This is a genomic window from Adhaeribacter radiodurans, from assembly GCF_014075995.1.
Taxonomy (GTDB): Bacteria; Bacteroidota; Bacteroidia; order Cytophagales; family Hymenobacteraceae; genus Adhaeribacter; species Adhaeribacter radiodurans.
The window spans coordinates 2,329,386-2,353,142 of sequence record NZ_CP055153.1 but is presented as its reverse complement, the minus strand read 5'-3'; the positions used below and the strand labels follow the sequence as shown (position 1 = coordinate 2,353,142).

16 protein-coding genes and 1 pseudogene are annotated in these 23,757 nt (G+C 39.1%); 9 read left to right on the top strand and 8 right to left on the bottom strand.

The genetic code is table 11. The features are described 5' to 3' along the window. Window positions 1-10: 10 nt before the first annotated feature. The gene (locus tag HUW48_RS09750) at window positions 11-2,203 is read right to left on the bottom strand and encodes a glutamine synthetase III family protein (protein WP_182415485.1); all 2,193 of its coding nucleotides are present in this window, start codon (window positions 2,201-2,203) and stop codon (window positions 11-13) included. A gap of 253 nt (window positions 2,204-2,456) precedes the next feature. On the opposite strand from HUW48_RS09750, the gene HUW48_RS09745 reads away from it, so the two are divergent. Further along, window positions 2,457-4,310, top strand: coding sequence for an LTA synthase family protein (locus HUW48_RS09745; RefSeq protein WP_182415484.1), 1,854 nt, complete (start codon window positions 2,457-2,459; stop codon window positions 4,308-4,310). 214 nt (window positions 4,311-4,524) lie between these two features. Further along, window positions 4,525-5,850 carry a tRNA (N(6)-L-threonylcarbamoyladenosine(37)-C(2))-methylthiotransferase MtaB gene (gene mtaB, locus HUW48_RS09740; protein ID WP_182415483.1) on the top strand — a complete coding sequence of 442 codons (1,326 nt, stop codon included), beginning with the start codon at window positions 4,525-4,527 and terminating at the stop codon, window positions 5,848-5,850. 1 nt (window position 5,851) lies between these two features. Here the strand turns inward: mtaB and HUW48_RS09735 are convergent, their stop codons facing one another. The 3 genes from HUW48_RS09735 to HUW48_RS09725 all read right to left on the bottom strand — a co-directional run bounded on the left by HUW48_RS09735 (window position 5,852) and on the right by HUW48_RS09725 (window position 9,915). Next, window positions 5,852-6,499, bottom strand: a complete 648-nt coding sequence (locus HUW48_RS09735; protein WP_182415482.1) for a hypothetical protein — start codon at window positions 6,497-6,499, stop codon at window positions 5,852-5,854. A gap of 928 nt (window positions 6,500-7,427) precedes the next feature. After that, on the bottom strand, window positions 7,428-8,960 hold the full coding sequence (locus tag HUW48_RS09730) for an ATP-binding cassette domain-containing protein (RefSeq protein ID WP_182415481.1): 1,533 nt from the start codon (window positions 8,958-8,960) through the stop codon (window positions 7,428-7,430). Between the two features lie 82 nt (window positions 8,961-9,042). After that, a complete protein-coding gene (locus tag HUW48_RS09725) occupies window positions 9,043-9,915 on the bottom strand; it encodes a hypothetical protein (RefSeq protein ID WP_182415480.1) in 873 nt (290 codons plus the stop codon). Between the two features lie 381 nt (window positions 9,916-10,296). On the opposite strand from HUW48_RS09725, the gene glgP reads away from it, so the two are divergent. Both glgP and HUW48_RS09715 read left to right on the top strand, forming a co-directional pair. Next, on the top strand, window positions 10,297-11,946 hold the full coding sequence (glgP, locus tag HUW48_RS09720; RefSeq protein ID WP_182415479.1) for an alpha-glucan family phosphorylase: 1,650 nt from the start codon (window positions 10,297-10,299) through the stop codon (window positions 11,944-11,946). 288 nt (window positions 11,947-12,234) lie between these two features. Further along, window positions 12,235-12,792, top strand: a complete 558-nt coding sequence (locus HUW48_RS09715) for a DUF1003 domain-containing protein (RefSeq protein WP_182415478.1) — start codon at window positions 12,235-12,237, stop codon at window positions 12,790-12,792. A 6-nt stretch (window positions 12,793-12,798) separates the two neighbouring features. Here the strand turns inward: HUW48_RS09715 and HUW48_RS09710 are convergent, their stop codons facing one another. Beyond that, on the bottom strand, window positions 12,799-14,037 hold the full coding sequence (locus tag HUW48_RS09710) for an ABC transporter permease (RefSeq protein WP_182415477.1): 1,239 nt from the start codon (window positions 14,035-14,037) through the stop codon (window positions 12,799-12,801). A gap of 154 nt (window positions 14,038-14,191) precedes the next feature. Here HUW48_RS09710 and HUW48_RS09705 point away from each other — a divergent pair, with 154 nt between their 5' ends. Continuing rightward, on the top strand, window positions 14,192-15,457 hold the full coding sequence (locus tag HUW48_RS09705; RefSeq protein ID WP_182415476.1) for an asparagine synthetase B: 1,266 nt from the start codon (window positions 14,192-14,194) through the stop codon (window positions 15,455-15,457). Between the two features lie 205 nt (window positions 15,458-15,662). Then, complete coding sequence (locus HUW48_RS09700; protein ID WP_182415475.1) at window positions 15,663-16,193, top strand: hypothetical protein; 531 nt, start codon at window positions 15,663-15,665, stop codon at window positions 16,191-16,193. Between the two features lie 389 nt (window positions 16,194-16,582). Here the strand turns inward: HUW48_RS09700 and miaE are convergent, their stop codons facing one another. From miaE to lpxK, 3 genes and pseudogenes are all read right to left on the bottom strand, one after another. Continuing rightward, window positions 16,583-17,194: a tRNA-(ms[2]io[6]A)-hydroxylase gene (gene miaE / locus HUW48_RS09695; protein ID WP_182415474.1), complete on the bottom strand. Its 612-nt coding sequence runs from the start codon at window positions 17,192-17,194 to the stop codon at window positions 16,583-16,585. 172 nt (window positions 17,195-17,366) lie between these two features. Beyond that, window positions 17,367-19,285 (bottom strand): annotated as a pseudogene (locus tag HUW48_RS09690) (putative porin). Between the two features lie 30 nt (window positions 19,286-19,315). Beyond that, complete coding sequence (lpxK, locus tag HUW48_RS09680) at window positions 19,316-20,362, bottom strand: tetraacyldisaccharide 4'-kinase (RefSeq protein ID WP_182415472.1); 1,047 nt, start codon at window positions 20,360-20,362, stop codon at window positions 19,316-19,318. A 78-nt stretch (window positions 20,363-20,440) separates the two neighbouring features. Between lpxK and HUW48_RS09675 the strand changes: the two genes are divergently transcribed. From HUW48_RS09675 to HUW48_RS09665, 3 genes are all read left to right on the top strand, one after another. Then, entirely contained in the window at window positions 20,441-21,538 is a 1,098-nt protein-coding gene (locus HUW48_RS09675) for a Nif3-like dinuclear metal center hexameric protein (protein WP_182415471.1), read from the top strand. A gap of 7 nt (window positions 21,539-21,545) precedes the next feature. Next, on the top strand, window positions 21,546-22,280 hold the full coding sequence (locus tag HUW48_RS09670; protein ID WP_182415470.1) for a zinc ribbon domain-containing protein: 735 nt from the start codon (window positions 21,546-21,548) through the stop codon (window positions 22,278-22,280). A 182-nt stretch (window positions 22,281-22,462) separates the two neighbouring features. Continuing rightward, a complete protein-coding gene (locus tag HUW48_RS09665) occupies window positions 22,463-23,749 on the top strand; it encodes an anthranilate synthase component I family protein (protein ID WP_182415469.1) in 1,287 nt (428 codons plus the stop codon). The last annotated feature ends 8 nt before the right edge of the window (window positions 23,750-23,757 follow it).

Here is a 23,757-nt window from a genome sequence, read left to right as displayed (position 1 = left end):
AAAAATATTATTAGTGTCTAAACAGCATTTCGCGGTATTTCACTAGTGGCCAATCCTCATCGTCCACCATTAATTCTAATTTATCTACGCTGTAACGAATAACATCAAAGTAAGGACGAACTACATCGCAATAGTTAATAGCGCGTTCCCGGGCATCTTCAATTTTATTAGCTACTTTACGGGCTTCAATCATTTCTTCCACGTTTTTCTTGATAATGTTTACGTGTTTAGAAATAAACTTAATAGATTCAATGGTTTCTTCGGTGTACTCACCCTGGTCTAAACCAAGATCCCGAAGTCCTTTAATATTATGAATTAATTTATTTTGGTAAGCTACGGCAGTTGGAATAACGTGGTTATTGGCCAGGTCACCTAATACACGAGCCTCAATCTGAATCTTTTTGGTATACTCTTCCAATAAAATTTCATGACGGGCATGTAATTCTACTTTCGAGAAAATACTATTCCGGATAAATATATCTTCTGAGGTTGAACTTACTAAGAAATCAAGTGCTTGCGGAGTAGTGCGTACATTAGATAAACCACGGCTCGCCGCTTCGTCTTCCCAATCCTGAGAATAACCATTGCCTTCGAAACGGATAGCTTTAGAAGCTTTAATGTATTCGCGGATAATTTCGACAATAGCTACTTCTTTTTTCTTGCCTTTTTCAATTAAAACATCCACCTTTTGCTTGAAGTCAACCAATTGGTCCGCTACAATTGCGTTCAGGATAGTCATAGCCGAAGAACTGTTAGCAGATGAACCTACCGCCCGGAACTCAAACTTATTACCGGTAAAAGCAAAAGGAGAAGTACGGTTACGGTCAGTGTTATCTAATAAGATTTCCGGGATTTTGTCAATACCTAATTTCAGGTAAAGGTTATCTCCTTTATCAATAGAAATCTGAGAATTATTTTCCAGTTCGTTTAATACAGCATCTAACTGCGAACCAATAAACACCGACATAATAGCGGGAGGCGCTTCGTTGGCTCCTAAACGGTGGTCGTTGTTAGCTGAGGCAATCGAAGAACGCAATAAATCGGCGTGCTTGTAAACTGCCATTATAGTAGAAGCAAAGAACGCTAAGAACTGCAAATTTTCTTTAGGCCGTTTACCCGGGCTTAACAAGTTTACACCAGTATCGGTCGAAATTGCCCAGTTATTGTGCTTTCCGCTACCATTTACACCTTTAAATGGTTTCTCGTGCAATAAGGCTTTAAAGTTATGACGCTCGGCTACCTTGCTCATTAAGTCCATTAACAACTGGTTGTGGTCAACGGCTAAATTAGCATCTTCAAACGTAGGGGCACATTCATACTGGTTAGGCGCCACCTCGTTGTGACGGGTACGTAACGGAATACCTAACTTTAAAGCTTCTTGCTCAAAGTCAACCATAAAAGTATGTACCCGAGGAGGAATAGAACCAAAATAATGGTCTTCTAATTGTTGCCCTTTAGCAGGAGCATGGCCAAACAAAGTACGACCGGTCATTACTAAATCCGGGCGGGCATCGAAAAGAGCTTTATCAATTAAGAAATATTCCTGCTCAATACCTAAGGTAGCAGTTACGCGGGCAACATCTTTATCAAAATACTGGCAAACATCTACTGCAGCTCTATCCAAAAAGGTTAAAGATTTAAGCAAAGGCGTTTTATAATCCAGGGCTTCACCGGTGTAAGCTACAAACACCGTAGGAATACAAAGGGTTTTAGCGCCGTATGTTTCCATGATAAAGGCCGGAGAAGTAGGATCCCAGGCAGTATAGCCCCGCGCCTCGAAGGTATTCCGGATACCACCGTTCGGGAAAGAAGAAGCATCCGGCTCTTGCTGAACTAATGCCGAACCTTTAAAATTTTCGATAGCTTGGCCATCGTTATTTAAATCAAAGAAAGAGTCGTGTTTCTCGGCGGTAGCGCCGGTTAAAGGTTGAAACCAGTGGGTGTAATGCGTAGCTCCTTTGGAAAGAGCCCAGGTTTTCATAGCAGCAGCTACCGCATCTGCTACTGCCCGGTCTACTTTAGTGCCATGTTTAATGGAAGCTACCAGCTTTTTGAAATACTCTCCTGACATGGTAGTACGCATGGCTTCCATGCCAAATACGTTTTTACCGTAATATTCAGATATTTTTTGAGAGATTTGAGGTACATCTACTGGTTTACGGTGATCTACCAGTTCCAGCGCTTTAAAACGAAGTACGGCCATAGTATGATTAAGTGTTTATTAATAAGTTAGTCAAAGGTAATAATTAATCTTTTGCCTCAAAATGGTAACATTAAATTTTTAAACATTTTTTTAAAAATAATAAAAATATTACAACATCTGCCTTTTATTAAAGACTGATTTTTTTAAAAAAGTATCTTTTTAGATCAAAATGATTAATTTTTATTGGGTAATTTTTAAAACCCATAGAGCTACTCTTTTAAACTTAAATTTAAAATAAATTTATATTTGCGGAGTGAAACAAGCATATCTCCGACCTGTTATTTACTTTTTTTTCTGGCTGTTTGTAAGTGTAGTAATTAAAGCTTTATTTATAGGATACCATTACACCAAGGCAGCCGAACTCACTTTTTTAGAAATTTTTAAGGTATTTTTGTACGGCTTGCGCATGGATGCTTCTTTTGCAGCCTACTTATGTGCTGTTCCGTTTATTTGTTTTCTGCTGGAAAGCCTTAAAAAACATTTATACCTCTACCGGTTAGTTAATGGTTATACCTTTCTAATAATCCTTGTTGTGGCCGGCCTGGTTACCGCTGATCTGGAAATGTATAATGCCTGGGGTTACCGGCTCGATGCAACTCCTTTGCAATATTTAAATACTCCCCAGGAAATGGTAGCTTCTGTTTCTGCAGCACCCGTATTTTTACTAACGGCTATTTTTTTGCTATTAGTTATTTTGTTTGCAGTAATTTACCACCGTGTTGTTAATCCACTTCTAAAGAAAAAAAACAACGCCTACTTTTCTAAAGGAAGTAGAGTGATGGCGTTTTGTTGCCTGGCTTTATTAATCATTCCTATCCGTGGCGGGCTGCAACATATTCCTATAAACCAGAGCGATGTCTATTTTTCCAATAAGTTGTTCGCGAATCACGCTGCGGTAAATCTACCCTGGAATGTACTCTATTCGTTAAACCGAAGAAATTACGCGGCCCAAAACCCTTACAAATACATGGCTATGGGTCAGGCACGAAAATACGTGGATTCGCTGTATGTACTGCCCGCTTCAGCCGATAACCAAAATATCTCCGTTTTAAAATCAACGCGCCCCAATGTTTTATTTATTATTCTGGAAAGCAATACTGCAAAGCTGGTGGGATGCTTGGGAGGCGAACCAGGGGTAACTCCACACATTGATGAATTAGCCCGCGAAGGAATTCTTTTCACGAATATATATTCTAGCGGCGATCGCAGCGAGAAAGGATTAGTGGCTTTATTAAGTGGCTATCCGGTGCAAACTACTACCTCTATTATTAAACTACCCCGTAAAACCGAGCACCTCCCCCACCTAAGCCAAGTATTAAAAGCGCAAGGGTACGGTACCAGTTATTATTACGGCGGAGAGCTGGCTTTTGCTAATATTAAGTCGTATTTACTAAATGCGGGGTATGATCGGTTAGTAAGTAAATTCGATTTCCCTTCTAAAACGTATAATTCCAAGTGGGGAGTACACGATCATGTTTTATTAAACCGGTGGTTAACGGATTTAAAAAACGATAAACAACCTTTCTTTTCCACCTTATTTACGCTTAGCAGCCACGAACCTTATGATATTCCTATTCCGGCTAAGTTTGCTGGTTCCGATGAAGCTACTAAGTTTAAAAATTCAATGTATTATACCGATTATGCCATTGGTAATTTTATAGAAGAAGCTAAAAAGCAACCGTGGTGGAATAATACGGTAATTGTTATGGCGGCAGATCATGGTCACCGGTTTCCAGGCGACGATCCTAATTTTAAACCTAGTAAGTTTCGCATTCCTTTTTTACTTACCGGAGGTGCACTTAAACAAGCTTATCCGCCCGTATCTATTATTGGTTCGCAAACGGATATTGTACCAACCTTGCTCCATCAGCTAAAATTACCTACCGAGCAATTTAAATGGGGAAAAGATCTTCTGAATCCGGCTACTAAATCTTTCGCTTTTTACGTTTTTAACGATGGCTTTGGCTATGTAACCCCTGCCGGCACTATTACCTTCGATAATGTTGCTAAACAAGTAATTACCAAAGATTATAACGTACCCCCGCAACAACTTAATTATGGTAAAGCCTACATGGAGCTTTCCTTCGAAGATTATTTAAATAAGTAGTCCATAGTCGATGGTCCACAGACCACAGTAGGTTTTTTAGTTTATTAAATCATTATAATTATGATGCCAGAAACGGTAAACTGTTAAACTTTCAGACAAATAAAGGGGCATTCATTTTAAGCATTACATAATAAAAAAATCTGCGGACTGTCGACTATGGTCTGTGAACTAACAACCAACAACTTTCAACTATTTTTACTAATTTTGCGGCGCAATGAAAAAGGTGGCATTTTATACGTTGGGTTGTAAACTGAATTTTTCGGAAACTTCTTCTATTTCCCGGATTTTTCAGGAGCGGGGTTTTCAAAAAGTAAATTTTGAAGATCAGGCCGATATTTATGTAATTAATACGTGCTCGGTAACGGATAATGCCGATAAAAAATGCCGGAAAGTAGTTAAAGAAGCTTTAAAACACTCGCCTAACGCTTTTATTACTATTGTAGGTTGTTATGCCCAGTTAAAACCGCAGGAAATTGCTTCTATTCCGGGAGTAGATGCTGTATTGGGCGCCGCCGAAAAATTTCAATTAGTGGATATTCTGGAAGATTTTGTAAAAAAAGAAAAACCCCGGATTCACGCCAGCGCTATTTCGGAAGCCAATACGTTTCATAATGCCTATTCTTTCGGCGACCGCACCCGTACTTTCTTAAAAGTGCAGGATGGCTGCGATTATTCGTGTTCTTTCTGTACTATACCTTTAGCTCGCGGTAAAAGCCGCAGCCAAAACGTAGCAACTGCCGTAGCTTCGGCCAAAGAAATTGCGCAAAGCGGCGTAAAAGAAATTGTACTTACCGGTGTTAACCTCGGAGATTTCGGGATTATACCCGTATTGGGCCGCCAGGAAACTTTTTTTGATTTAATTAAACAGCTTGATCAGGAAGTTACCGGAATTGACCGGTTCCGGATTTCTTCGATTGAACCTAATTTGTTAACCAACGAAATAATTCAGTTCGTAGCTGGTTCGCAAAGGTTCGTCCCGCATTTTCATATTCCGCTGCAATCGGGTTCCGATAAAATTTTAAGATTAATGCGCCGCCGCTACTTGCGCGAATTGTACGCCGATCGGGTGGCTTCTATTAAGGCAGTTATGCCGCATTGCTGTATTGGGGTTGATGTAATTGTTGGTTTTCCCGGCGAAACGGAAGCAGATTTCCTCGAAACCTATAATTTCCTGAACGAATTAGATATTAGCTATCTTCACGTTTTTCCTTACTCAGAACGCCAAAATACCAAAGCAATAGAAATGGCGGGCAGTGTACCTCTTTCTGAAAGAAACCGCCGAGCCAATATGCTTCGGATTTTATCTGAAAAGAAAAAACGCCACTTTTACGAACAACATGTTGGCCGCGAAACTACCGTACTTTTTGAAGCCGATATTACCAATGGTTTCATGGAAGGTTTCACCGATAATTACATTCGGGTGCAGGTGAAGTACGATCCCATTTTAGTAAATGAATTAAAAAAAGTGCGATTAGCGGGAATTAATGCTGTTGGTTTAATGGAAGCGGAAGAAGCTTTTGTGGAAGTTTTTCAGCATTAAATTAGTTAACGGAAAGCGGAACATCAGTATTCTTGTTCCCTTTATTGGTTTTCTTATCTAACTTAAATCGCAAACCAAACGATAAACTTATCAAACTGGGATATCCGGGTACGAAGGTGGTAGAAAAATCTAAATTATTGGTAAGCTGGTAATTATATTCTAACTCACCGGCGTACGGAATAAATTTATACTGCCAATATGATTCTGTAGTGCCATTGAAAAAGCCGGAATCCTGGTAATCTGGTAATCGGTACCAATTACGCCGGTAAATAAAAGTTGGCCCCAAACCACCGCTCAGAGAATGTCTGTGGTTTTGAAAAATAATGGCTCTAAGACCTATGTGCGTGAAACCACCTAGCTGCGCAGCGCAATCCGTATAAATAGCCTGAATTCCTTTTACCGAGAACTTTTGCGGTTTCCAGAATTGCTCGTAAGAAAGCATTCCGCCCAAATTAAAAACAAAATAACCTTTTTTGTCCGGATTGAGCGGCATTAACGGGGCGTTTGGATCTCCTTTAGGATGCAGACTTAGCCCAAAATACTTAATGCCCCAATATTGTTGCGCATTAGCATTATTCAAAAGCCCTACGCTTAATAGCAACAGCGTTAAACAAAATTGCTTTTTATAATATTGTAAGAGGCTCTTCATCCAATAAGTGAGGTTTGAAACTGCGCATTTATCTACTTGCCACAATTAGTTCAGATATAAAATTTGCACTAGATTGAAAGTAGATGCATTATTTATTTAATATTAAGGCAAACTATTGTACGTATTACGGCTATATAACCGCCTTTTTGCTTTAAGGTTCTGCTGGTTCCGGTTTAATTAATAAAACCAATTACCAATATTAAATCCTTTTTAGTTTAATCCTCAGGAAACGAAAAGAAAAATCCTCCAGTGGGTACTACAGATTTGATGAATTCAAATCTGTAGTACACTTACTTAGTAATCACCAGCCCTATATAGTAAAGAAAACTCATATGTTATTACCTTGCTTAACGTAAATCGGATTAGCCAATCGTCCGGTAGAGTCCACAATTTTTAAGAATGCACCTCATTTTACCTCTAAAAGAAGTATTACCTTGTCAAATAAAAGTTTCGAGATTGTTATCTGATGGAATGGCTGGGCACGTAGTTTATTATTTAAAGCTGTGGAATAATATTCCGGAAGGAAATTATAATATTATGGAAGCACTGCTGTTTTAAACCAACCAAGAATAATTATGGGGCGGCTACAATCCACTAAATCCTACAAAGCAGTGATATGGTTGGGAATTGCTGGCGGAGGTTTGGATGGTTCGGCGTGAAGAATAGATATTCGGTTAGCTCAAAAATTAGTTTCCGACGAAATTGCTGTTTTACGTTTGCACTACCGTTATGCTAATGATTTATAAGATTGCGTCCTGAATATTTTTTTAGGAGTAGATTATTTCAAGCTACCCGATACATGCTCCCGGGAAATTTACGCGTGGAAAAGTACCTAAATAAAATTACAGTCAAGTTGCTAGCACGAGTTAGACGAATACCAGGACCAGGTAGATCAGGATTTACTAAATTGGCTGAGTAAAAAATTAAATTAACTATTGATCATCCTTTTTATCCGCCCTTGTTCCAGGTAAAGATAGTTAGGCACAAAGTCTGGAATCTCATGATCGTAATGCGAAACCAGGATTAAAGTGGTGCCATTATCACAATATATGCTTAATAAATCGGTAGCCATTTCGGTATATTCCGGACTCAAGCCTTGAAAAGGTTCATCCCAGATTATAAGATCCGGATTCTTAACCAGCGACCGAATAAGTAAAACCAAGCGCTGTTCACCCGCCGAAAGTTGCAAAAAAGGCTTATTTAGTAAATCCAGCCGGTTGAAGAACGAAAAATGTTCCTGAATCAATTGAGATTGTACGTCGGTTAGTTGGCGCGGGCGAGTAAGCGTGTCGGTAAAACCGGTTGCTGCCACTTCATTGCCCGTTAACGGTTGCCGAAAATACAAGTGCAGTTCGGGCGATACAAACCCTATGCGTTTTTTAATATCCCAAATACTTTCGCCGGAGCCTTTACGGTGGTCAAACAATACAATTTTATTAGCAAAAGCCTGAGGGTTGTCCGCGTAAATTAAAGAAAGCAGGGTGGTTTTACCCGAGCCGTTAGGACCAACTAAGGCCCACTTTTCTCCTTTTCGCACTGTCCAAGTAATATTATCCAGAATTACATTTTGTTGGTATTGCACCCGTACTTTATTCATCTGAACGGCTATCTGGAAATCTTTACCCGGTTTAGGCATTTTTATTAAATCCCCGGAATCTAAACTAGTTTCTTTTAAAGGCTGGGCTGGCTCCTTCTTTCGTAAAACTTCGTAAAATTCCGCCCGGGAATACTGGCTTTTCATTTTAAAATCCTCCAACCAAAGTACCCGGGAAATTTTCTCCGGTAGATCGGGCTGGTTGGAGGCTAACAGCACCTGAGTGCCTTGTTGAATTAATTCGTTTATTATTTCTTTTAAATGCTGACGCGATTCCACATCCAATCCGGTAAACGGATTATCTAAAATCAATAATTTCGGCTTTTGCAGCAAAGCACGGGCAATTTGCAATTTTCGCGTTTGGCCATTCGATAGTTTTATCAGTTCAAATGGCAACAAATCTTTTAATTGCAATAAGTCCGTAATTTGCTCTAGTTCTGCCGGCGAACAATGCGAAGCTGCCGCAGTTAATAAATCATTTACGGTTGGTATTGCCAATTCACTTTCCAGACTTTGGTAGCGTTGCTGGTAAAAGGCGCGGCTGTAGTTAAAAAAAGAGTTTTGCTGCTGAAAAGTAACTAAAGCTGTTTGGCTACGGTATGCAGATCGATCTATTACCTGAAAAGAAGCATTTTCGGCGGACCGAACTTGCAATTCGAATTTACCGGACCGTAAAGGCAACTGGCCCGCTAAAGCGGATAAAAAAGTAGTTTTACCTGCTCCAACCGGTCCGTAAATTGCCCATTGTTCATCAGGCTGTAAATGCCAGTTTATATCAGAAAAAACTATTTGATTTTGCCGGATAAAAGAAGCATGTTCTAAAAATAATTGCAGCGAACCGGCCAGGTTCTTATCAGATGAATTCATGTATTGGAAAATCTGGGGCAAAATTAGTAAAACCCCAGATTATACAATTACGGAATTATGGTAAAGAACAAGTTTGTTGATTTTACTTGCGCTGGTAAAAATATAAATTAACCGTTTGCGTAAAACCTTTCTCGCTTAATGTAAAAAAACCAGAATTATCAACAGCAAATGTTAAAGCTTCGCCCTGGGGCTCTAACTGGTACGGAATATTCGTAAAATTATTCTTTAGGGCCTCTACAATAGATTCTTTATCTTGCCGGGTTCGGTGATACAAACTGGTGTAAGTTTTTAGTAAAATTTCTTTCCCATCTTCTGAAAGAGCAGCACTTACAATGCCCGTATATGGAGTATTACCAACCTGCGTAACTGAATTAACGCCGTTATAATTATAAGGAAAGGTCAATTGATAAATGCGCGAAGGATTATCCTGTTTGGTAATAATATAGATGTCTTTGGTTTCCGGATTTACTAAAAATGCTTCCGCATCGTGCGACCCATCGGGGTATTGGAAACGGATAGCTTTTACATTACGGACGGTATCTTCGGTTAAAGCGGGTTCGGTAAATTGATAAAAAGTATATTCTGGGTAAACTTTACTATTATCTCCAATATCGCCGATATACAGCTCATTACCTACTCGCGTCATATCTTCCCAATCCCGGTTTACTGCGCCAGCTAAATAAACGGGCTTTACTACATTTCCATCATGATTTAATAAATAAAGCTGCGTTGGTCGGCCACTGTCTTCGTGCACCCACAAATTACCCGGATTGGTTTTGCTATCTGCAATGCCGGAACTTTCTTCTATAATCGGTTTAACCGCGTGCTTATCGGGGGTTTGTTCAAATTCAGCCGTTTTAGTTAGCGGTATTTCAGGGAGCTTATCGCAGGCAGAAAGCAAACCCAAAATGGAAATTAAAACTATAATTAAAAAAGGAGAGAAATACTTTGCCATTTTCTGGTTAGTTAAACAACTAGATGCAATTTCATTTTTGAAATATCTGTAAAACTAAATAGCTAATAACCTGCCATTTATTTTAACTCCTTACGGCTAGTAAAAACAAAATAATAAATCAGTTTTCAGTTTTTATATAACTAAACCAATACCTAGCCCACAATAGCTGATTAACTTAATGCATATTTCGCAAAAAACATATTCATCCATTAAACTTTAGTAATTCGAGTATTCTGGAAACAATAATATTATCTCATTTATATTTAGTAGACTTCGGCGGCAATCAAATTACTTTATCTATATTTAATGCTTTACAGCATTAGCTTTTAGTTTAAAATGTATTTGTGAAACTTAAAATCAGTTTACTTTAAATAGAAATTTATGACATTTTCCGACCTACAACCATCTCCTACCTACGACAACGCCTATAAAAAGCGGGTGGCTTATTTTTCCATGGAATTCGCCATTCATCAACCTTTAAAAATATATTCCGGTGGCTTGGGGTTTTTAGCTGGTTCGCACATGCGAAGTGCGTTTGAGTTAAAGCAAAACTTAATTGGTGTTGGTATTTTATGGAAATACGGCTATTACGACCAAATCCGGAAGGACGATCAATCAATGAACGTTTTATTCCAGGAAAAGCTATACTACTTTGTAAAAGATATTGGTGTCCGGTTCCAGATTGATATAAATAACACGCCGGTTACCGTTGCCGCCTATTACCTGGCCCCGGAAGTATTTGATACCGTTCCTATGTTTTTCTTGTCCACGGACTTACCAGAGAACGATTATTTAGCGCGAACTACTTCCCACCATTTATATAACGCCGATACGGCCGGTAAAGTAGGCGCGAGTATTTTGTTGGGTGTTGGCGGGGCTAAGTTGCTAGATATACTGGAATATAACGCCGACATTTACCATTTTAACGAAGCCCATCCTCTACCCGCTGCTTTTTACCTTTACGATAAGTTTAAAGATTTAGAGGAAGTAAAAAAACGCGTGGTATTTACAACGCACACACCCGAAGAAGCCGGAAACGAAAAAACCGATATCCATTTATTAAATAAAATGGGCTTTTTCTGCAACACTCCGCTAGAAGAAGTACGCCGTATTTCCGGAGAGTGGGGCGATATTTTTAATCATACCCTGGTAGCGTTACGCATGGCCAAAATTGCAAATGGAGTATCTAAAATGCACGGAGAAGTAGCCCGCCAAATGTGGAATGCTTACCCGGATATTTGCCCCATTCTGCATGTTACCAATGCGCAAAACTGGTGTTATTGGGCAGATTCTCGTTTGTACCAGGCTTTAAAATCCGGCGATGACCAAGCATTCCTTAAACGGAAAAAACGCTTAAAAAAGCAGTTGTTTGAGGAAGTAGCTAATCAGGTGGGCGACATTTATAAAGAAAATGTATTAACTATAGTGTGGGCGCGCCGGTTTGCCGGTTATAAACGTGCCGATTTGCTAATGCGCGACCTGGCCCGTTTTGAAAGATTGGTAACTAATGAAAAATACCCAGTGCAAATTATTTGGGCGGGTAAACCTTATCCGATGGATTATGGCGCTATAGGAACTTTTGACCGGCTGGTACAAGAATCAAAAAAATTCCCGAATTGTGCAGTAATGGTAGGGTACGAACTAAAATTATCTAAATTATTAAAAGGCGGTGCCGACCTGTGGCTGAACAATCCGCGAATCCGGAAAGAAGCATCGGGTACTAGCGGTATGACCGCCGCCATGAACGGTGCCTTAAACTTTTCCATTCCAGACGGCTGGATTCCTGAATTTTCTGAGCACGAACACAACAGCTTTATTGTTCCGGCGGCTGGTTATATGAGCGATTTTGAAATGGATGAATTTGACCATAACAACATTATGGACATGCTGGAAAACGTTATTCTACCTATGTATTACGAGCAACCGGATAAGTGGCTCCAGATGGTAAAAAACAGTATGAACGAAATTATTCCAACTTTTGAATCCGGCAGAATGGCCGATGAATATTATAATAAAATTTATAACGCTTAATTAACGTTTGTAATTTAGGAATTTAAAAGCCGTCAGAGACTTAACTCTAACGGCTTTTGCTTTTACAAAAATTTACTTTTTCTTCAATCAGTTAAAGTTTCAAATCAGAAGCCTGGTTATGGGCAATAATTTACTTTTTACTATAAGTTCTTTACTTATCTTTTTTTGCTCCAAACTTTATTTTAGATTTTTTCAGTATTTATCCCAGAATAAAAAGGTAAAAAAACCTAAGTAAACAGTTTACATCTTCCGTAAAAGATTCTGAATACAGGTAAAAAGTGGATTTTAATGACTTCAAATAAAAATACAAAAAATAAATTAAGAGAATCGGCGCCTGGCATGGCCCAGATTGTGGAACGGAATATAAAAGCCTTACTACAACGCCGTCGCGAAGATGCCCAAAACAAATCGTGGCAAGATAAAATTGCTGATACAGTAACTAAGTTTACGGGAAGTATGAAGTTTGTGATTATTCACTTGCTTTTATTCGGTAGCTGGATTCTCTGGAACGCTAAAATTTTCCCCGTTAAACCGTTTGACCCTTCGTTTGTGGTGTTAGCTATGTTTGCATCCGTAGAAGCCATATTCCTATCCACCTTTGTGCTTATTAGTCAAAACCGAATGGCCGCCCTGGCCGATAAACGCGCCGATTTGGATTTGCAGGTAAGTTTACTATCTGAACACGAAATTACCCGGCTAATTACCTTAGTAACACAAATAGCCCGCAAAATGGATATTAAAGAATCACACGATCCGGAAATCTCGGAATTAGCCCAGGATGTTCACCCGGAAAAAGTATTAGATTCTATTGAGGAAAACGAAGAAAAATATTCCGAAAAAAATTAAATTTTACTACTCGTACCGTAAAGATTCAATAGGATCGAGCTTAGAAGCTTTAAATGCCGGATAATAACCCGAAAATAAACCTACCATTACACAAACCAATAACCCAACTATAACCCAAAGCCAAGGCACAATAAAAGTACCATTGCCCACCAGGGAAGCTACCCCGTTGCCCATCAGTACGCCAAATAAAACACCGGCAACACCACCTAAAAAGCAAATTACAATGGCTTCTATCAAAAATTGTTGCCTGATTTGCCGGGCAGTAGCACCCAATGCTTTCCGAACGCCAATTTCGCGGGTGCGTTCGGTAACGGAAACCATCATAATATTCATTAACCCAATAGAGGCACCCAACAAAGTAATAAAACCCACTAAAAAGCCGCCTACTTTTAAATAACCGGTAATCTCGTTCATAGATTTTAACATGGAATCGCTACGGTTAATTTCAAAAGAATCTTCCTGCCCTAAAGCGTCGCGCCGAACTTTGCGCATAATGCCGGTCGCCTGGTTCATGGCGAAAAATAAGTTTTCTTTTTTAAGGATAGCCGTTTTAATATCGTACGTAAGCGCTTTTTGCCGGGGCATTTGGTTGCCTGTTACTAATGGAATAATTACCAGGCGATCGGCTCCGCCACCACCCATGTTATTGCCGCTTTTCTCTAATTGGCCCACCACTTTAAATCGTCGGCCTAACATAAAAATAGACTTACCTACCGGGCTTTTGCTTTTAAATAATTTATCGCTGATTTCATTTCCTACAATTGCCACGTTGGCACCGGTTTCCAGTTCGCTTGCTGAGAATGGCCGCCCAATTTGTACGTTATAATTTTCGTTCAGCAAATAATTTTCGTCGCCAGCCGTAACGTTAATGTTAGGATTAGTTTTAACATTTCCGTTTTTAACAATAGTAGCGCCCGAAATAAAAGCTGCTAAACTTACCCGGGCCTCTTCGCCGGATATTTCTTTGTACCGTCGCGCCTGCAAATAAGTAATAGGTGGGTAAATTTTTCCTTGGCGGCCATTTTCCTGGTATCGATTAGTATACCCTTTCGCCACAATGTCAAAAGAATTGGCGCCTAACGAAGAAAAAGTTTGATCAATTGAATACTTAATGGAGTCAACGGCAGTTAATATACCTACCAACGACATAATACCAATGGATACTATAAGAGCTGTGAGAACAGTCCGGAGTAGATTGCTTTGAATAGAACGTAAACCTTCTTTAATATTTTCGATTAAATTCATGGTATACTTAGTTTTTCGCAACCCGATGCCGGAGGTTAACCGTTAGAACTACTTCGGGTTAGAAGGTTTAAATTTAAGCGTAATTTCGGGAAAACCCCTCGTTTATAAAGTTTAATTTGTGTAAGTTACAATAGTTTACTTAAGTAATAATTAAATGGTACATAAGTTATTTAGCACCTTGGTGCTTCTTATTTTTATTTCGTTGCGCGGGTTGGCATCGCAGGTACTTATTCCGATGGACGAATCCCAAAAAGATCATTTAAAATCGTATGGATTAGCCTATTGGGTTTTACAAAATCAGGTTGAAGTAGATTGGCTTTTAAATTATAAGGGCGGTTCTTTTGCCTTTGCACATAATCCTAAATTAGAGAACGAAATGGTAGTGCGCGGTATTACCTATCAGGTAATTTCGGATGCTCAGTATAACCAGGTTCTGTCTAAGATTGCTTCACCGGAATCGAACATGGATGTGATGAAGCTGGAAAAAGTGCCGAAAATTGCCGTTTACTCTCCTAAAACCAAACAACCCTGGGATGATGCCGTTACTTTGGTTCTCACCTACGCCGAAATTCCGTACGATGTAATTTATGACGAAGAAGTAATGCAAGGTGTACTACCCAAATACGACTGGCTCCATTTGCACCACGAAGATTTTACCGGCCAATACGGTAAGTTTTACATGTCGTACCGCAATTATCCTTGGTACATTGCGCAGCAACAAGAATCGGAAGCTACTGCTAAAAAGTATGGTTTTAATAAAGTAACCCAATTAAAGCTGGCTGTTGTAAATAAAATTAAAGAATTCTGCGTAGGGGGTGGTTTCATGTTTGCCATGTGTTCAGCTACCGACACTTATGATATTGCGCTGGCTGCGGATGGAGTAGACATTGTAGCCGAAATGTTTGATGGTGATGCGGCGGATCCGGGCGCTCAAAAGAAGCTTGATTTTAGTAAAACCTTTGCCTTTAAAGACTTTATAATTAGCCGTAACCCTTATGATCCGGAGTTTTCGAATATTGATAACCAGCAACACGAGCGGGGTTTAATGGAAAGCAACGATTTTTTCCAGTTATTTACTTTTTCGGCTAAATGGGACCCCATTCCTACTATGCTCACGCAAAACCACGAGAAAACCATTAAAGGGTTTATGGGGCAAACTACTGCTTTCAAAAAACAACTCATAAAATCAGAAGTAGTTATTATGGGGGAAACCAAAGCTGCTAACGAAGTTCGCTACATGCACGGCACCTTGGGCAAAGGTACCTGGACCTTTTACGGGGGCCACGACCCCGAAGATTATCAGCACCACGTAGGCGAAGAACCCACTGATTTAGCACTCCATCCTAACTCACCGGGCTATCGTTTAATTCTGAACAATATACTTTTCCCTGCCGCCAAAAAGAAAAAACTTAAAACCTAGTTTAGTTGCTGGTTGTTAGACAAGACAAAAATTAACCACTAACAACCAGCAATTTAAGTTTTACATTCATTTGCAAAAAAGCCGGTTAAACCGGCTTTTTGTTTAACCCCAAAAGTAATAATGAATATATGTTACTATGTTCAATACCAACCCGTTGCAAGTAAAAATATATTGAAATAGATGTCTAGGACTCGGTAATTCAAGTATGGGTTCTGCAGAAGTACAATTATCTTTAGGAATTATTAAAACCAGATTTACTGTGCACCTGAATAATTTATCTTTCCTTTTACTATTAATTTTACTATGTTTTAATTCTTCTTGTTCTATTGTGAGCCACAATTCAGGTTACGATGCTAATCCGGTATTTACGCCTTTTCACGAGAAATCCGGCGAAATAAAAGCTAGTGCTGGTTATGGCCGGGTATTAGGTATTCAGGCTAATGCTTCTTATTCGTTTTCTAACCGATTTACCGTAATGGCAGGAGGTGTTTACAATCATCAAACTATTTCTACGATTGGCATATTTAACTCGGTTTATTTTAAAATGAAAAGCCATTATGCGGAAGGTGCATTAGGTTATTATTTTCTACTGCCAGGAAAACCCTTTACGCAAGTAGAAATATTTGCTGGATTAAGCTCTGGTATAATGAATAAAAAAACAGATCGGACCGGGATTTCTCGAGTTATCAGGAATGGAGAAGTAGTTATAAAAAGCCATTTTTACAAATTTCAGTAAGGAAATCAGCGGCTGACAATTTAGAAGTGGGCCTTGCAAACCGTTTTTCCGTTGTAAGATTTGGTGAGTTAAACTATACTGCTTATGCCGATACTGCCAGTTATAAAAATGTGAGTGCACTGTTAACTGAACCTGTACTAGTAGTAAGTTACGGAAAACGTTTAAAAGCTACTTCCCAAATTGGGATAGCTATCCCACTCACCAAGGCTTTAAATTCTTCAAGCGGAACAAGCTTTTCCAATGCCAGTATACTTTTTCAACTCGGAATAAAATACACTTTTAGGTAAAAATCCTGGTATCTAATTTTAGTAGTTGGTAGTTCGTTATTCGTGAGCATTAGTAATTTTCCTTTTATTTCAAAAGCCAACAACAATCAACCAGTAACTAAATCAATGCATTCTATCCGGGCGGTGTTCCAGGTTTTGGATGATTTCGGCTTCAATTTTTAGAAGTTCCTGCAAACGGGCGTCTACTACTTCGGCGGGCATGTATTCTTTGGCTAGTTTTACAAAGCTAACGTAGTGCCCTGCTTCTGAAGCCATTAACTCGTAATAGAATTTTTGCAATCCTTCGTCGGGAATATTTTTCCAGAGCAGTTTAAAGCGTTCGCAACTCCGGGCTTCAATTAATGCATTTACCAGCAAATGGTCCATTAACTGGCGTTCGCGCTTATCACCTTTTCTTATGTGTTTGCTTAATTCTACAACGTATTCATCCGGACGGTTGCGCCCCAGTTCATAACCACGTTTTTTTAATTCTTCTAAAACCCGTTCAAAATGGCCCCATTCTTCGGCAACTAAGGCCGTCATCTCGTCAACCAATTTACTTTTATCAGGGTATTTAACAATTAAAGAAATAGCCGATGTAGCCGCCTTCTGCTCGCAGTATGCATGATCAATCAAAATTTCCTGGATATTTTTTTCTGCTATATTTACCCAACGCGGATCGGTAGGTAATTTTAATTTCAATATAGTTTTACCCGGATTAGTTGCTTCTTCCATTAGGTTACAAGTTGCAGGTTGTAAGTTACAGATTATAGGTTTAAAGTTTTAAGTTATTCTATTACAAGTAAGCAGGAGTTTGTTGAAACTGGGATTGATACTAGTTATACGATTAATAAAATCTTTCTTTTAAACACAACTTGCAACTTGCAACTTGTAACCTTTTAACCATTTAATCAAAAAACATCCACCGAATACCAAAAGTTAAATTGCGGGGCTGTCCCAGATAAATGGGTGTAGTAAAATATCCGTCTCGCGGAAACCCTTGATTTACGTGGGCCATTTTAATAAAAATATTTAACGACTTTATATCAGCCGTAATAAAGGCATCTATAACCGGGTAAGAAGGCAACAGGAAAGTATTCTGCAAATAAAAATGCTGGTTAGCCGGCATGTAGGCATCGGCGTAAAATTGATCTTGCAAAAACATTTCGGCACCCACCTGGCCATACAACACCTTTTTAAATAAATGGCCTTCAAAATAAACTTTAGAATTTACCATCCATTTCGGTACCCGGATAACTTCAGCTTTTGTATTGTCGGTGTAATTAAAAGTATTATCGAAATGAAAGGAGCCTAGCCCCAAATGATGGTGCAAGCTTAAAGTATATAGTTGCAACTGTTGGCTAGTTTGCCTTGGAACTGCATCAGTGTCAAAATAAATGTAATTCTGCAGGTTCGTACGGGCAAATTCTACATCTAAAGTATTATGAAACAACTTGCCGTTAACCCGAATAGACGTTCGATCGGCAACGGTATTCTGGAAATTATTATTTTCCCAATCAAAGTGATTCGACAGTAATCGTTGTTGGGTGTAAGTAGGTGAATACGACATGCGGGTTTGCGCTACCGTTAAGAATTTTAGGCGAAGGGCTGCTTCTAACCTATAATCTTTAAATAACTGATACTCGCCATTAGCGGTAATATCAAATATATCTCTAAACTTAAACTCGGCCTGTCCACCTAAAAAGTATTGTCTTTCTTTGCTTTTAAAACTTAGATTTATGGTATCAGTTGGTGGAGTTACCTCTTTTTCTACATTTATTAAACTATTTAGGTAACTCGTATTGCGTTGTTTAAAATACCCTTTAAAAAAATGCAGTTTACTGTCGCTCATAATGCCAATGGAGTTTTCCAGAAACCGAAAGTCAGCTGCTTCGTTGGTGCGTGCCGAATCATAATAAGTCGCCGGATAAAAATAAGAACTCGTTTTCCTGCCTGTACTGTCGTTATTATAAGTTAAAGCATTGTCTTTAAATCGATTAAACTGCGAATAGTAATCAAAAGTATGATAAACTTTCAGGTGTTCATTTGCTATACGGAACACCTGACTCAAATGTACATTTTTACGGTACTCACGGTTCGATGCTGAAGATAGATATACCTGTACTTCGTCGGTTTCATATAAACTATCTAAACTGCCTTCATCCAGTGGATCGGGACGGATACCGCCGGATTCGAGCATGGCTTGCTCAGTATACCGCACGTTGGCAAATAAATGATACCGGTTTTCTTTGGTTTGCAGGTGAGTAAAAAAAGTAATTCCTGTTCTTTCTACTTGCCTCGATCCACGGACATTACTGCTTCCATAAAATTTTTCACTGGCGATACGCTCGTACGTGAAGCCTACATTAGCGTTCTCATTAACATTGCGGCTAAAAGTACCATCAAAAATCTGCTGCCCATTGCCCCCTGAACATAATTTAAGCGCGAGAAAGGTGACTTAGTATCATAATACGTTTGATTGGCGGGGTTCAGGTTATAACGGTCAAAAATAGTACGACCAAAACGGGCTCCAATTTGTTCGGGCAAGGTAAAGAGCAAGCGCTTAGCCGGAGTAGCTAAATTGCCTAAATCCTGGTAAAAGGTAGTATCGTGGTACCAGTTTCGCAGTTGCTGTAAGTTTGTAAGGGCAGTATCTACGGTGGGTAAATTATAATTACCCCGGAAAATTAAATCTTCCCGTATTACCTTGGTGGTTTTAGGACTGTAAAGGTTAACGGTAGAATCATTTAAGATTTGCGCCTGGGCAGTAGAAAATACCAGAAGGCAAAATAAAAACGAGGCTAAGACGGTTTGAATATACTTCACGTTCAAAATTAATTAATTTCCAGTTCTTCTTTACCTCTTACCTGCCACATGATTTAAAATAAGGTTATCAAAATTAATTTGATCTATTAAAAAATTTACTTTTACCGGAATATAAAATAAAGGCATTGTTTGCCAGATAGCAGCTAATTTAGGTTCAACCAGTTTAACTGCATCTTTTCGGGTAGTAAGGACACTTACCGGTTTATCCAGAGCATAACGTTGCCAGTCTGATAAAATTTTCTGTATATCTTTTTCTGTGTACGCGTGATGGTCAGGAAAACGATAATGGTGCAAGATCTGATAGCCTTGCTGCTGCAAATATTCTTCTAAAGGCTGCGGTTGAGCAATGGCCGTTATTAATAGTACAGCTGGAGTAAATTTTACATTTGCACTGCAAGCTACTGGCGTACCATATTCGTAGCGGGTAAAAAATACCGGCACAGTTTTACCGGCGGTTTGAATAATAGCTTGCCGGATAATTTTCATTTTCTCCTGCGGCAAAGCAGTTTGGCATTTAGTTACTACTACAGCATCAGCCCGGTTTGCTCCCTTCGGAAATTCGCGCAGACGACCCGCCGGTAAAACTGAATCTTTGTAAAATAAACGCGAGTAATCAGTTAATAAAATATTTAGGGAAGGCTGCACCGGGCGGTGTTGAAAAGCATCGTCCAGAATAATTACTTCTAAATCTGGTTGCTGCTGAAGCAAGTGTTTTATTCCAATTACCCGATTTTCCGCAACCGCTACGGTAGTTGCCGGAAAATCGAGGAAATATTGAAAAGGTTCGTCGCCCAAGGTAGCCGCCGAGGCAGAGGTATCTGCCAGTAAGTAACCTTTAGTTTGGCGTTTATAGCCTCGGCTAAGAGTCGCAACTTTTTTATTGGAGAGTAACCGCAGTAAATATTCTACGTGCGGGGTTTTGCCCGTGCCGCCTACCGTTAAGTTACCGACACTTATAACCGGCATCGGAAATTTAGTTGCAGAAAAATATTGCTGATCGTATAACTGATTACGCACCGCCATTACGGCACCGTAGAGCAGCGAAAAAGGATACAATAAAAATTGGCTTACGTTCATGCCGCTCGTAATTTGACGGCAAAATTAAAATATTTTTAGGCTTAAAACAGTCCGAATCTAAAATTATCAATTGCTACCATGACTAAAATAAGAGAAATAACCAACCTACTCGAAAAATCAGCGCCTCTCTCCTACCAGGAAAGTTATGATAATGCGGGTTTGCAAACCGGAAACCCCGCGGATACCGTTACCGGAGTTTTATTAACCTTGGATTGTACCGAAGAGGTAATAGAAGAAGCTTTGGCAAATAACTGTAATCTGATAGTTGCTCATCATCCGGTTATTTTTAAACCTCTAAAAAAATTAACCGGCCAGAATTCAGTTGAAAGAGTAATTATAAAAGCTTTGCAAAATAATCTGGCTATTTACGCCTGCCATACCAACCTGGATAGTATTTTAACCGGGGTAAATGATAAAATCTGCGAAAAGCTAGGTTTACAAAACCGGAAAATTTTAGCTCCTAAATCCGGATTGCTCCGCAAACTTATCACTTTTGTACCCGTCGAAAATACTGAAACTGTATTGCAAGCGCTTCACATGGCAGGTGCCGGCAATATTGGCGATTACAAAAGTTGTTCTTTCCAGGTAACCGGAACGGGTTCCTTCCAACCAACCGGTAATGCTAACCCGGCCATCGGAGAAATAAATAAACAGGAATACGTTAACGAAGACCGGATAGAAGTTATTTTTCCCACTCCCATAGAAAGTACTTTATTAAATGCCTTGCGCGAATCTCATCCGTACGAAGAAGTAGCCTATGATATAATTCCGCTTACCAACCTTAACCAGGAAGTAGGAGCAGGTATGATAGGTGAACTACCGGAATCTTTACCCGAAAAAGCTTTTATAGAGCACTTAAAACAAAGCATGAATTTAAATTTAGTAAAACACACCCGTTTCCGGCAGCAGAATATTAAAAGAGTGGCGGTATGTGGCGGAACCGGCAGTTTCCTGATTAAAGATGCTATCCGGCAACAAGCCGACGTATTTATAACGGCCGATTTAAAATACCACGAGTATTTTGACGCCGAAAATAAAATAATTTTGGCCGATATTGGCCATTATGAAAGCGAAGTTTTCACAAAGGAATTATTTTATGATATTATTAAAAAAAGTTTTACTAATTTTGCAGTCTTGTTATCAAAAGTAAATACCAATCCTGTCAGTTATAGTTAAGCACTAAATGGAAAGTACCGTAGCTAGTAAATTGGAAGCCCTCATGAAGCTTCAGCAAATAGATTCCCAGTTAGATGAAATAAGACGTGTTCGGGGAGATTTACCGGAAGAAGTTAGGGATTTAGAAGATGAAATAGCCGGTTACGAAGTTCGGGTAAACAAATTTGATGAAGAAATAGAAAACCTAAATCAAACTATTGCCGCCAGAAAACAAGCCATTAAAGATTCTGAAGGTCTCATCCGGAAATACGAAGACCAACAATCAAATGTGCGTAATAACCGGGAATACGATGCCATTACCAAAGAAGTAGAACTGCAACGGTTAGAAATTCAGATTTCTGAAAAGAAAATCAAAGAAGCCTACTATCAAATAGATCAAAAACACAACGAAATTGCCGGCACAAAGCAAAGATTAGATGAACGTCGCAAAGACCTTAACTCTAAAACTGGTGAATTAAACGTTATTGTTTCGGAGAGCGAGGAAGAAGAACGCAAACTTTTAACGGACCGCGAAAAAGCTGTTCAGAATATTGAAGACCGTTTGTTAAATGCCTACACCCGTATTCGTCAGAATGTGCGCAATGGTTTAGCCGTAGTAACCGTAAAACGCGATGCTTGCGGCGGTTGCTTTAACACTGTTCCGCCACAACGTCAGTCAGATATTGCTTCACACAAAAAGATTATTGTTTGTGAGCACTGCGGTCGTATTTTCGCCGATGTAGAGCAAAAAGCAGTTATCTAAGTCTAATAACGAAAAGAATATAACAAAAAAGGATGGCCAATAGCCATCCTTTTTTGTTATTCCTGTACCAGAGTTTCTATCTTAATCACCTGGAATTTACTTTTAAGAGATAAAGAGTTTATCAATACGTTCTGCCGTAAATGAACGTAATAACCAGTTTACCTATTACTCTCAAATAGATTATGTTTCAACAGGCATTTTCGGTTGATCCACTACCCATTTCTTTGGCCGAGTTTAAACAGAAAGCCTTACACTGGGCGAACTCGTTTCCACAGGTAGCATATTACGAACCGAACCAGATTGCGTTCCCTCACCAAGGTTTTCAAAACTTTCTGGCGGTTAGTAATACTTTTCTGACGATTAACCAAGATAAGGCTTTAGATTCTTTACAAACCAAAGTCGATAATATTCAGCAAACCCTGTGTTGTATTCTCAGCTACGAATTAAAAAACCAAATTGAACCCTTAACTACCCGCCATACGGATAAAATTCAATTTCCAGTTTTGCATTACTTTTATCCTGAAATCACTATTAATTTTAGGGAAAATTTTATTATTATTTATTCTAAATCAAACGATTGTCACCATCTATTTAAAGAAATACTAAATACTCCTTTACCGGATAAAATATCAGAACAATCCATTCAAGTAAAAGAAAGTATTTCAAAAAAAGAGTATATCCGGCAGGTAAATAAAATAAAAAAACAGATTCTGGAGGGGGATGTTTACGAACTTAATTACTGCCAGGAATTTCACGCCGAGGTAAAAGCTTTCAATCCAATAACAGTGTTTAATGCTTTAAATCAACTTTCGCCAATGCCATTTGCCGGCTTTTACAAGGTGAATGACCGTTATTTGCTATGTGCCTCGCCCGAACGTTTTTTAAAAAAGTCCGGAAATACCTTAATTGCCCAGCCTATTAAAGGCACCATCCGCAGGGGGCAAACTGCTATAGAAGACGAACAATTAAAACAGGAATTAGCTACCAACGAAAAGGAAATTGCGGAAAACATGATGATTATGGATTTGGTGCGGAACGACCTGGCCCGATGTTCCAAAATCGGCACGGTAAAAGTTGAAGAAATGTTTTCCGTTTACGCGTTCCGGCAGGTTTATCAAATGATTACTACTATCCGTTCCCAGGTAGCTCCAACAACTCCCTTAAGCCAAATATTACGTTGTACTTTCCCGATGGGCAGCATGACCGGTGCCCCCAAAATACAGGCTATGCGCTTAATTGATCATTACGAAAACTTTGCTCGTGGTTTATACTCCGGAAGTTTGGGCTATATTTTACCAAATGGTAATTTTGATTTTAACGTGGTTATCCGAAGTATTCAATACAACCAGTCAAATGAACACTTATCTTTTGCGGTAGGAAGTGCCATTACCTACGATTCGGATCCGGAAAAAGAATACGAAGAATGTTTACTTAAATCTGAATCTATATTAAAGATAATCAACAGTTAATAACTATT